Source organism: Accumulibacter sp., from assembly GCF_016789985.1.
In the GTDB taxonomy this organism is placed as follows: Bacteria; Pseudomonadota; Gammaproteobacteria; order Burkholderiales; family Rhodocyclaceae; genus Accumulibacter.
The window spans coordinates 1-10,537 of sequence record NZ_JAEUOL010000002.1 but is presented as its reverse complement, the minus strand read 5'-3'; the positions used below and the strand labels follow the sequence as shown (position 1 = coordinate 10,537).

12 protein-coding genes are annotated in these 10,537 nt (G+C 64.7%); 9 read left to right on the top strand and 3 right to left on the bottom strand.

All coding sequences use genetic code 11. The features are described 5' to 3' along the window. On the bottom strand, window positions 1-544 hold a 544-nt coding region (locus tag JNK99_RS00090; protein WP_291846887.1), incomplete at its 3' end, for a lytic transglycosylase domain-containing protein. A 446-nt stretch (window positions 545-990) separates the two neighbouring features. Between JNK99_RS00090 and JNK99_RS00085 the strand changes: the two genes are divergently transcribed. From JNK99_RS00085 to JNK99_RS00060, 6 genes are all read left to right on the top strand, one after another. Further along, window positions 991-1,338 carry a hypothetical protein gene (locus JNK99_RS00085; RefSeq protein WP_291846885.1) on the top strand — a complete coding sequence of 116 codons (348 nt, stop codon included), beginning with the start codon at window positions 991-993 and terminating at the stop codon, window positions 1,336-1,338. Window positions 1,339-1,350: 12 nt separating this feature from the next. After that, entirely contained in the window at window positions 1,351-2,460 is a 1,110-nt protein-coding gene (locus JNK99_RS00080; protein WP_291846883.1) for an SMP-30/gluconolactonase/LRE family protein, read from the top strand. A 3-nt stretch (window positions 2,461-2,463) separates the two neighbouring features. Beyond that, window positions 2,464-4,302, top strand: a complete 1,839-nt coding sequence (locus tag JNK99_RS00075) for a dockerin type I domain-containing protein (RefSeq protein ID WP_291846881.1) — start codon at window positions 2,464-2,466, stop codon at window positions 4,300-4,302. Between the two features lie 87 nt (window positions 4,303-4,389). Beyond that, a complete protein-coding gene (locus JNK99_RS00070) occupies window positions 4,390-5,115 on the top strand; it encodes a PEP-CTERM sorting domain-containing protein (protein ID WP_291846879.1) in 726 nt (241 codons plus the stop codon). Window positions 5,116-5,356: 241 nt separating this feature from the next. After that, window positions 5,357-7,381, top strand: coding sequence for an NADPH-dependent 2,4-dienoyl-CoA reductase (locus tag JNK99_RS00065; protein WP_291846877.1), 2,025 nt, complete (start codon window positions 5,357-5,359; stop codon window positions 7,379-7,381). 5 nt (window positions 7,382-7,386) lie between these two features. Further along, entirely contained in the window at window positions 7,387-8,034 is a 648-nt protein-coding gene (locus JNK99_RS00060) for a TetR/AcrR family transcriptional regulator (RefSeq protein ID WP_291846875.1), read from the top strand. A gap of 53 nt (window positions 8,035-8,087) precedes the next feature. Here the strand turns inward: JNK99_RS00060 and JNK99_RS00055 are convergent, their stop codons facing one another. Both JNK99_RS00055 and JNK99_RS00050 read right to left on the bottom strand, forming a co-directional pair. Beyond that, on the bottom strand, window positions 8,088-8,936 hold the full coding sequence (locus JNK99_RS00055; protein ID WP_291846873.1) for a sulfurtransferase: 849 nt from the start codon (window positions 8,934-8,936) through the stop codon (window positions 8,088-8,090). Beyond that, window positions 8,933-9,298 (bottom strand): STAS/SEC14 domain-containing protein, encoded by a 366-nt coding sequence (locus JNK99_RS00050; RefSeq protein WP_291846871.1) that lies wholly within the window; start codon window positions 9,296-9,298, stop codon window positions 8,933-8,935. Before JNK99_RS00050 ends, JNK99_RS00055 begins: the two co-directional genes overlap by 4 nt. 322 nt (window positions 9,299-9,620) lie before the next feature. Between JNK99_RS00050 and JNK99_RS00045 the strand changes: the two genes are divergently transcribed. The 3 genes from JNK99_RS00045 to JNK99_RS00035 are packed head-to-tail and all read left to right on the top strand — an operon-like array spanning window position 9,621 to window position 10,535. Then, window positions 9,621-9,980 (top strand): hypothetical protein, encoded by a 360-nt coding sequence (locus JNK99_RS00045; RefSeq protein WP_291846868.1) that lies wholly within the window; start codon window positions 9,621-9,623, stop codon window positions 9,978-9,980. Window positions 9,981-10,008: 28 nt separating this feature from the next. Beyond that, window positions 10,009-10,314 carry a hypothetical protein gene (locus JNK99_RS00040; RefSeq protein ID WP_291846866.1) on the top strand — a complete coding sequence of 102 codons (306 nt, stop codon included), beginning with the start codon at window positions 10,009-10,011 and terminating at the stop codon, window positions 10,312-10,314. After that, complete coding sequence (locus JNK99_RS00035) at window positions 10,311-10,535, top strand: hypothetical protein (RefSeq protein WP_291846864.1); 225 nt, start codon at window positions 10,311-10,313, stop codon at window positions 10,533-10,535. The genes JNK99_RS00040 and JNK99_RS00035 overlap by 4 nt, the downstream gene beginning before the upstream one ends. Window positions 10,536-10,537: the final 2 nt, after the last annotated feature.

The window sequence follows — 10,537 nt, the reverse complement described above, 5'->3', positions numbered from 1 at the left end:
GCCCGCCGTGTCTGGCCACCGCACCCTGCCCCGCGTTGTAGGCGGCCAGCGCCAGGGCGACGTTGCCCTGGTGCTCGTTGAGCAGGTCCTTGAGATGGCGCACCCCGGCGTCGATGTTCTGCGCCGGATCGCCCGGGTTATTGACGCCATAGCGCGCCGCCGTGGCCGGCATCAGTTGCATCGCACCTTGTGCGCCCTTCGGCGAGACGGCGCTGGCGTTGAACCCCGATTCCACCCCCACCACCGCCGCAACCAGCGCCGGGGTCACCTGATGCAGGCGCGCATAGTGCTCGATCAGCGGTACCAACTGCGCCCTGTCTTGCGCCAGACTCTCGCCGGAGCCCCTGGCGATCGGCCTGCCCCGGCTGATGGGCGGCGCCTCGGCGCGAATGAACAGCCGGTAAGTGGAATCCAGACGCTGGCTGGCGTAGCTTGGCGTGCCATCGGCGGCATAGGAAACATAGACGTTACCGACGGCGAACGCCGCCGTCGGCAGCAGCCCGCCGAGCAGCAAAAGCGCACCGAGCGTCGCTGCCGCGATCACCAAATCCCCTGACTGGATCGCCGCAGGGCCAGCCGCCCGCCGGCTTGTCTGGTGCCCTTCAGAACTTGCGTTTACCACCGGATCAGTCTCCATTTTCCCTGCCGCGAGGCTTCCCGATTCTACGGCCCCGTTCCGGCCGGCAAGCATAGCATGCTTCGCCGGCCACCTCTGCGACTCCATTCTCGGCCAACGAAGAGTAACTCTTTACCAACTATTTCCTCTCATCCCTGGCGCGGAAACGGGCCAGAGCTTAGCGATGCCTACCACAACTTGCTGACCAGTGTCGACTATTTTTACACCGACGCCACTGTGCAGTTACCCGGCAGAGCGAAAACCCATATTTTTCCTGAGGTTACCCCATTTCGGCATAAAGCTTGCTTATGCAGGAAGGCCTGTCTGGCCGTCGTCGGGCCACGTCACCCAACCCATCGCTCAAGGAGATAAGCATGACCAAAAGTTCAAGTCGCCGTACCCATGTCAATGCATTCCTGCTCTCGGCGGCCATTGCGCTGTCGAGCTCCGCTCTGGCCGCACAGCCGTGGGTATCGGTTCCGTCTACGCCCAACGAAAAAAATCAGATGATCGTAAACGCCGGCAACCTGAATCCGGGCAACACCGTCAAGCTGCGCATCACCTTGCCGGACGGGAAGATCAGCGACCAATTTCTGTCCGTGGACAGCAAGGGCCTGTTGAAGCTGGCCTACCCGCTGGCGACTCCCGGGCGCTATGCCGTCGAAGTTTTCGACAAGAGTGGCCAGTTGATCGGCCAGGGCTCGCTCGGCCACTTCCGCTGACGAGGTCCGTCCATGCGAATCAACCCGATGGTTTGGGCACTGGCTCTGACGGGTCTGCTGTCGATACCTGCGAAGAGCATTGCGGGTGATGGCGACGGGAAGGTGCTGTTTGTCTCGACGCGAGACGGCAACGCCCAGATCTTCGTGATGAATGGCGATGGCTCGGGCCAGAAGCCGCTCACCCTGGGTCCCGCCGAAAATACCGAGCCTGCCTGGTCACCCGACGGCAAGCGGATCGCCTTCACCTCCTACCGCGACGGCAACGCCGAGATCTATGTCATGAATGCCGACGGCAGCCACCCGCAGCGACTGACCGACAACCGGCGTGCCGACAATACGCCGGCCTGGACGGCCGACGGACGGATCGTTTTCCGCTCGCTGCGCGATCGCAACGCCAACCTCTTCATCATGGACGCCGACGGACGCAATCTCGCCCGCCTGACCAGCGACCAGCTCGACAAGGGACCGCCGCTGCCCTCTCCGGACGGCAAGCAGGTCGCCTTCTTCAGCTTCAGCCCGAACGACCGCCAGGACATCCAGGTGGTCGATGTTGCCGGCAGCGCACAGCGCAACCTGACCGCCGAGCAGCCCAAGGACAAGAAGCTCGGCGCGGCCTGGTCGGTCGATGGCAACAAGATCAGCTATGCCGAATCCAGGGGGTACGCGCTCAACCTGCGTCTGGTCGATCTCCAGAGCGGCAGGGTCGACAAGCTGACCGAGGGTGGATCGGCGGTCTTCGCCAATGCCGTCTGGTCTCCCGACGGGCAGCGCATCGCCTACGTCTCCAGCCCCGAAGGCAACGCCGACCGAGCGCGCGGTGATATCTACGTCATGAATGCCGACGGCAGCTGCGCGCGCAACCTGACCGCCAACCCGGCCGAAGACAACTACCCCGCCTGGTCGACCGACGGGAGCCGCATCTATTTCGTCAGTCTGCGCGACGGCAACGCCCAGATCTACGCAGTATCCGTCGACGGCACGCAGCAAGCGCGCCTGACCCAGAATTTGGGCCACGACGTGATGTTGCGCCCCCATTACCTGCCCGCCACCAAGCCGGTCTCCGGCGGACCCGGCCTGGTCGTCGCAAGCAACAGCAATCCATCCGTTCACATCAAGGAGTGAAAAATGAGCACCCGTAAATCCCTTTCCCGCTCGACGAGATCTTTCGCCTTGACCCCCATGGCGATGGCACTCGCCATGATGGCGGGCAGCGCGCTGGCGACGACCACGGTCTACACGCTGGACGCGGAGTTCGACCAGGGAACCCTGGTCGGCGTCAACCATACCGCGCCGAACAACAACCAGTTGCAGCTCAACGTCGGTGGCAGCAGCTTCCCGACCCTGTGGATCGCCAATGCCGGCGAGGATACCCTGTCGAAGATCGACTCGAATCAGGTCGCCGGTCCGCCGGCCATGCCGGGCAAGGAGGTCGCCCGCTACCGCACCTGGTTCAACAGCGGCACCCATGCCCATGATGCGTGGAACGGACCCGCACCGTCGCGCACGGCGGTCGACAAGGAGGGCAATGCCTATGTCGCCAACCGCTGGTTCGGCGGCTATCCGACCATCCTCAAGATCCTCAACAACACCTACATCGACCGCAACAACAACGGCGTGATGGATACGGTGGTCGATACCAACGGCGACGGCAGCATCCAGATCGGCGAGATGAAGCCCCTGGTCGACAGCAACGGCAACGGCATCATCGACGACAACGAGCTGCAGGACGAACGCATCGCCTGGGCGAAGCGCGTGCCGGACGGCGCCTATGGCGGCGGGATGACTCGCTTCAACGGTCTGGCGCGCGCCCTGTGCATCGGTACCGACGGCAACCTCTGGGTCGGCCTGTACAACAACGCCGAATACTTCAAGATCAGCGCCACCGATGGCCACACCATCGCCGGCCCTGTCGCCACCGGCGGATATCCCAACTACGGCTGTCTGATCGACGACGACGGCACGCTCTGGGGAGCGAGCTGGGCCAATGGCGTGCTGCTCAAGATCACCAACACCGGCAGCGATGTCGGCCCCTACCCCTTCTCGGCGATCGGAGTCCCGGCCGCCGTTTACGGACTGGCCCTGGGCAAGGCGGCGGACGGCAGCACCAACGTCTACATGGGTGGCTCGTGCAGCAGCTACGTCCAGTACAACGTCGTCACCGGGGTCACCACTCCCGCCGACGTAAACTACTGCACCTACGCGGTGGGGACCGACAACGACGGCAATGTGCTGGTCAGCAAGCGGGATGGTGGCGTGGTCAAGTTCAACCCGGTCGACGGTTCGGTGCTCTGGGACAAGGGCAGCCAGGTCGGCAGTTCGGATAGCCGCGGCGTCATCGCCGATGCCAACAACGACGTCTGGCAGGTGCACCGGGCAACCCACAACATCGCCAAATACAAGGGCAGCAACGGCGATTTCCTTGGTGTGCTGCCGGTCGGCTATGAACCCTACACCTATTCCGACGCGTCGGGCACGGCGGCACTCAGCGTCACCACCAAGACCGGTACCTGGTCGGTGGTGAAGGACGGCGGCGCCACCACGACGATATGGAACAAGGTGGCCTGGACCGCCAACATACCGGCCGGCGCTTCGGTGGTGACCGAAGTTCGCGCCGCCAACACGCAGACCGGTCTGGCCAGCCTGCCCTGGCAGGTGGTGAGCAACGGCGGCAATCCGAGCCTCACGGGACGCTTCCTCGAAGTCCGCGTGCGTCTCGACGCCAACACCAACGGCCAGTCGCCGGTAGTCTATGACGTGACCGTCGGCAGCGCGGCACAAGGCGTCTGCGACGTCGATGGCGACGGTGACATCGACCAGCTCGACCTCTCCCTGATCAGCCGGGCCAGGGGACAGACGCCGACCGCCAACGATCCGCGCGACGCGAACCGGGACGGCAAGATCGACCCGGCCGACGTCAAGGTCTGCATTCCCCGGTGCACGCGAGCCAATTGCGCCACACAGTAATCATCGAGTGAAGCGTGCTGCCCCGGCCAACCCGGGGCAACACACGAAGAGATCAACCATCCAAGCAACCCAACCAGGAGCCCGACCATGAAACTCACCCGAACCTTCAGCGCACTGATGCTGGCCCTGGCCGCCAGCGGCAGTGTCCAGGCCATCCCGCTATCCGACCTGCTCAACGGCGGCAGCATCACCGCCGGCGACAAGCTCTTCGACAACTGGGCTTTAAGTTTTTACGATAGCAGTGACCCCCTCAGGACCTTCAACGCCACCAATATCGACGTCACCCCGCTCAACGACGGCGGCATGGACCCGGGTCCCGGGTTGAGCTTCAGCGTGCACAATGGCGAGTTCAGCGTGAGCGGCGATGGTCTTTACGCCTATCTGGACGCCACCTTCGGATTTCGCGTCTCGGTGCTCGATCCCGGCAAGCTGATCAAGGACAATTCGCTGAGGTTGACCGGTGGCCTTGTCCACAATTTGGGGGACAACGGTTTCTATATCAGGGAAACCATCGGCACAAGCGCGGGCCTGGATGATCTGGGGGTCAAGCAGGTCGAGTTCAGTTGGCTCGACCCTTCCCTGGGTGGTAACGGATTGACCAGCAACTTGACCGACCAGGCCACTTTCACACCCTTGAGTTCGATCTGGATAAGCAAGAACATTCTGGTATGGGCGACAGATCCCGGCGAGACAGCCGACTTGACAGGATTCGAGCAGCGCTTCTCGCAAACCGCCGTTCCCGAGCCAGCCACCCTGTGCCTGCTCGGCCTGGGCCTGGCCGGCCTGGGTTTCGCCCGCCAGCGCCGCAGCTAGAAGGCTGAAGAGCAACCCTCAAGGCCGCCCTTCGGGGCGGCTTTTTCATTCCCGGCGGCCGGGTCGGGCGTGTCGCGAAACGAACCTGCCGTGCCTGATCTGCTGCCGAAGACTGCTGACGCTCCCATGCGGACCGGCCACTTGCACGCGAGCGGCCAATGGCGGATAATCCAACAAGCGATTGCTTGCTTATTTTTTGATCGGTGATTGCACGACCAACCCATCCCAGGAGAACCCCAGCATGCTCCACCCGGCCTACCCGCACCTGCTCGCCCCGCTCGATCTCGGCTTCACGAAGCTGAAGAACCGCGTCCTGATGGGTTCGATGCACACCGGCCTCGAAGAGGCACCCAAGGGATTCAGCCGCCTCGCCGCCTTCTACGCGGAACGGGCGCGCGGCGGCGTCGGGCTGATCGTCACCGGCGGCATCGCCCCCAACCAGGACGGCGTGGTGATGCCGGGCGCCGCGGCGCTGGAAAACGAAACGCAGGCCGAAAAGCACCGGCAGATCACCGACGCCGTACACCAGGCCGGTGGCAAGATCGCCATGCAGATCCTGCACACCGGCCGCTATGCCTACCATCGCGGCGCGGTAGCGCCATCGGCGGTGCAGGCGCCGATCTCGCCGATCTGCCCACGCGAACTGAGCGAGGAGGACATCGAGCGCACACTCGACGACTACGCGCGCTGCGCCGGCCTGGCGCAACTGGCCGGCTACGACGGTGTCGAGGTAATGGGTTCGGAAGGCTATCTGATCAACCAATTCATCGCGCAGCAGACCAATTTCCGCGAGGACGGCTGGGGTGGCAGTTTCGAGAACCGCATCCGCTTCGCCCTTGAAACGGTCCGCCGCGTACGGGCGACGACCGGCCCCAACTTCATCATCATCTTCCGCCTGTCGATGCTCGACCTGGTCGAGGGCGGCAGCACCTGGGACGAGATCGTCACCCTCGCCAGGGCGGTCGAGGAGGCCGGTGCAACGATCATCAACACCGGCATCGGCTGGCACGAGGCACGCATCCCGACGATCGCCACGATGGTCCCGCGTGCCGCCTTCGTCTGGGTGACCAAGCGGCTGATGGGTCAGGTCGGCATTCCGCTGGTCACCACCAATCGCATCAATGCGCCGGAGGTGGCCGAGGAAGTGATCGCCTCGGGTTGTGCCGACATGGTTTCGATGGCCCGTCCCTTCCTGGCCGACGCGGCTTTCGTGAACAAGGCGGCGGCTGGTCGTGCGAACGAGATCAATACCTGCATCGCCTGCAATCAGGCCTGTCTCGACGAGATCTTCGAGGGACGGCTGACCTATTGTCTGGTCAACCCGCGCGCCTGCCGGGAAACCGAACTGGTCATCGAGCAGAGCGCTGCGCCGAAGCGGATTGCCGTGGTCGGCGCCGGACCGGCCGGCATGGCCTGCGCGCTGACCGCCGCCGAGCGCGGCCATTGGGTGACGCTGTTCGATGCCGCTCCCGAAATCGGCGGCCAGTTCAACCTGGCACGCCGCATTCCCGGCAAGGAAGAGTTCAGCGAAACCCTGCGTTACTTCGATCACCGGCTGCGCAATGTCGGCGTCACGCTCGAACTGGGCAAACACTGCACGGCAGCCGAACTGGCCGAAGCCGGTTTCGAGCACGTCGTTCTGGCCACCGGCATCGTGCCGCGACGCCCGGATCTGCCCGGCATCGAGCACGAAAAGGTGATCTCCTACACCGATCTGATCGAAGGCTATCGCATCGCCGGCCGGCGGGTGGCGATCATCGGCGCCGGCGGCATCGGCTTCGATGTTGCCGAGTTCCTGACGCACGTCGACGAAGACCGCGATGAAATCGAGCGTTTCCAGAGCGAGTGGGGGATCGACCCGGAATTCAGCAAGCGCGGCGGTCTCAAGGCGCCAAACCATGAAGCGACCTCGCGCCAGGTGTGGCTACTGCAGCGCAAGGCGGCCAAGGTCGGCGACGGTCTGGCCAAGACCACCGGCTGGATCCGCCGCACCCTGCTCAAGAAGCGTGGCGTGCGGATGCTCTCCGGGGTGACCTACGAGCGCATCGACGACGCCGGTCTGCACATCATCGTCGAGGGCCAGCCGCAGTGCCTGCCGGTCGATCACGTGATCGTCTGCGCCGGCCAGGAACCGCGCCGTGAGCTCGAAGAGGGCCTGCGCGCGGCGAGCGTGCCCTTGTCGTTGATCGGTGGCGCCGACGTTGCCAACGAACTCGACGCCAAGCGCGCGATCGATCAGGGCACCCGCCTGGCGGCAACGCTCTGAGCCGGATGACCGCCGGGCGCAAGCGGCAAGGCGCCCCTCCCGAGGCGAATCGCCGCGACGAACTGCTGCGTACGGCGGCCCGCCTGTTCGTCGAGAAAGGCTTCGACGCCACCACCACGCGCGACATCGCCGAAGCGGTCGGCATGCGCTCGGGCAGCCCCTTCTACCATTTCCGCAGCAAGCAGGACCTCCTCAAAGCGGCAATGATCGAAGGGCTGGAGGCGGGCTACCGCCGGCTGCAGGCGGCCTGCACGGGGGTCGGCGATCCCGCGCAACGCCTGCGGGTGATGATCCGTACGCACTTGGGGAATCTGCTCGAGAGCGACTGCCACACGCCGATGCTGATCTACGAGTCGCGCTCGCTGGACGCCACCGCACGGGCCGAAATTGCCGCCGCCACCGACCGTTACCAGGCGGTCTGGCAGGCCACCCTCGACGAACTGGCCACCCTGGGCCGACTGCGCAGCTCGGCCAGCCCGTTGCGCCTCCTGCTTTTCGGCATGCTCAACTGGGGCGGCCAGTGGTACCGACCGGACGGCCGGCTGTCGCTCGACGAGATTGCCGAGGCCGCCGCCGACCTGCTGCTCGAAGGAGCAATCGCGCGGCCGGCTGGGGCGGCCGCACCAGCCGGAAAACGGGAAACACCGCCATGAGACCCGATGATGGTTGTCGGATCACCAGCGCAGGAGGGCGGCTGTACAGTCGGTCAGGACGCCTGACGCGCCACCGGCCGCGCCGGATCGCTGCACCATTCGCTCCACGAACCGGCATAGAGACGGGCACCCGGCAAACCGGCGAGTTCCATTGCCAGCAGGTTGTGGCAGGCGGTCACGCCCGAACCGCAGGACATCACCACCGCGGCCGGCTCGACGCCGGCGAGCAATTCTTCGAACTCGCGGCGCAGTTCGGCGGCCGGGCGAAAACAGGCGGTAGCGTTCAGATTGTCGCGAAAAAAACGGTTGCGCGCGCCGGGAATGTGTCCGCCGACCGGATCGAGCGTTTCGTTCTCGCCGCGGAAACGGTCCGGCCCACGCGCGTCGATCAGGCACAGGCGGCCCTGATCGAGATTGGCCAGCACCGCGTCGCTGCTCACCACCCAGTCGCGCAGCGCCAGCTCGAAAACGGCCGGTACGACAAGCGGCAAGTCCGTGGTGAGCGGTCTACCCTCGGCCAGCCAGCGATCGATGCCGCCATCGAGCACGGCAACGCGATCATGGCCCAGCCAGCGCAGCAACCACCACAGTCGGGCGGCAAACGCGCCGCCCGCGTCATCGTAAGCCACCACCTGCGTCGTCGCCGAAACGCCGGCCGCGCCCAGCTTGTCGGCCAGGAGACCCGGATCGGGCAAGGGATGGCGCCCGTTACGTCCGTTCATCGGTCCGGAGAGGTCGCGGTCGAGGTGCATGAAGTGCGCGCCCGGCAGATGCGCCGCGGCATAGGCACGACTGCCGGCCCCGGAGTCGCTCAGCAGATGGCGGCAGTCGAACAGCCGCCAGCCGGGATCGGTCAGGTGCTCGGCGAGAACACTGCTGCTGACCAGTCGCGCGTAGCTCATGCGGCGCCCTCCCCCGCCTCCTCGGCCAGCCAGTCGCGCGCATCAGCCTCCTCGTCGAAGATGCGCATCTCGGCGCGCACGAAGATCTGCGACAACCAGGCACTCCAGGCGACCCACTGGCTGTGGGTGAGAACGGCAATCCGGCTGAAATCGTTGGCATGCGCACGCGCGAAAACGATGTCTTCCCAAGCGACATCGAGGGTGAAATCCGCCATTTCGCGCAGGTCGAAGAGCAGGTCGACCGGCCCCTCGAAGCGGATCGCGTGATTGACCGCGTCCTCGAATTCCTTGTAATCAGCCAGGGTGAATTCGGCGTAAACGGTCACTTCGACGCGCTTGGGCTGTTGTTCTATGACGATCATGGCAGGCTCCTTTTCTTGGTCGGACAAGTTTAGCACCGGAGCGAGCCGGCAGTCTCGGTCACCAGGCGCTGCCACCGGATCGGTCACCAGACGAGCGAGCAGCCGTGCCAGACGGGAAGCGGCGCGCCTGATGAATTACGACTCGGTACAGAAACGCGCTGCACGATAGGGGTGTCTGCCATGCGGTGGCCCCGATTTTTCTGGACACCAATTTGGGGTTGAATCGTGTCTGAAGAAGGAGTCGTGAAATGCTGACTGAATCGAAGGTGGGAAGGGTTGCGCCGGGGTGAAACGGTGGTCGGCTGGGTGGAAGAAGGAAGTCGTGCTGCGCCTGCTGCGCGGTGAGCCGGTCGATGCCGTCTCGCGCGAGGGGTCGGTGCCGATAGACCAGCTCGAACGCTGGCGCGACCGAGCGCTCGCCGGCATCGCCACCGGTCTCAAGGAACGCGAGAACGATCCCGTGGAAAAGCCACTCGACCAGGCCAACCGGCGGCGAGCTGGTCATGGAAGTCGAGCTATTGCAGAAGGAAAGGCGGGCGAAGCCCCCTTTGGTCGACCTGAGGTCGTCGCGATGAGCCGCGAGACATCCGCAGGAACCGGCAAGCCCTACGGCCTCGATCGGGTCTGCCGGATGCCCGAACTCTGCGGCGGTCCCGGTTTTTCGGACAGTCGGATAGGCTAAGGCCGAGCGAACCGAAAGGGCATGAAAGATGAGCGTAAAACGCAAGCAACACGGAGCGCAATTCAAGGCGCAAGTCGCGATAGCGGCGTTGTCAGGGGAGAAGACCCTGGGGGAGCTGTCGGCGAAATACGGAGCGCATCCGAGGATGATCAGCGCGTGGAAACAGGAATTGGTGAAGCAGGCGGGAGCGTTGTTCGAGCGAGGTGCCAAGACGGCTGCCGACCCGCAGAAAACCATCGATCGGCTGCACCAGAAGATCGGACAATTGCCGGTCGAACGGGATTTTCTGGCCGGACAGCCCGCCATTGCCCGACTGCTGAAAGGCGGGCAATGATCAAGCCGAATGCGGCGCTGTCCCTTGCCCGGCAAAGCCAGCTGCTGGGTGTGTCGCACAGCAGCCTGTATTACCGACCGCGGCCGGATTCGGCCCAGGAAGCCGACCTGCTGCGGCCTCTGGGCCGGATTTCTACCGAGCACCCGGTCTATGGTAGCCGGCGGCAGCAGGTCGCGTTGGCTCGGGAAGGCATCGAGGTCGGCGACGTATCCGGCGACTGAGG

Coding starts and splice junctions, on each gene's coding strand:
- JNK99_RS00040 (WP_291846866.1), top strand. CDS start 10,009: ATGAGCGTAAAACGCAAGCAACACGGAGCGCAATTCAAGGCGCAAGTC.
- JNK99_RS00055 (WP_291846873.1), bottom strand. CDS start 8,936: ATGAGCTACGCGCGACTGGTCAGCAGCAGTGTTCTCGCCGAGCACCTG.
- JNK99_RS00080 (WP_291846883.1), top strand. CDS start 1,351: ATGCGAATCAACCCGATGGTTTGGGCACTGGCTCTGACGGGTCTGCTG.
- JNK99_RS00050 (WP_291846871.1), bottom strand. CDS start 9,298: ATGATCGTCATAGAACAACAGCCCAAGCGCGTCGAAGTGACCGTTTAC.
- JNK99_RS00085 (WP_291846885.1), top strand. CDS start 991: ATGACCAAAAGTTCAAGTCGCCGTACCCATGTCAATGCATTCCTGCTC.
- JNK99_RS00035 (WP_291846864.1), top strand. CDS start 10,311: ATGATCAAGCCGAATGCGGCGCTGTCCCTTGCCCGGCAAAGCCAGCTG.
- JNK99_RS00070 (WP_291846879.1), top strand. CDS start 4,390: ATGAAACTCACCCGAACCTTCAGCGCACTGATGCTGGCCCTGGCCGCC.
- JNK99_RS00065 (WP_291846877.1), top strand. CDS start 5,357: ATGCTCCACCCGGCCTACCCGCACCTGCTCGCCCCGCTCGATCTCGGC.
- JNK99_RS00060 (WP_291846875.1), top strand. CDS start 7,387: ATGACCGCCGGGCGCAAGCGGCAAGGCGCCCCTCCCGAGGCGAATCGC.
- JNK99_RS00075 (WP_291846881.1), top strand. CDS start 2,464: ATGAGCACCCGTAAATCCCTTTCCCGCTCGACGAGATCTTTCGCCTTG.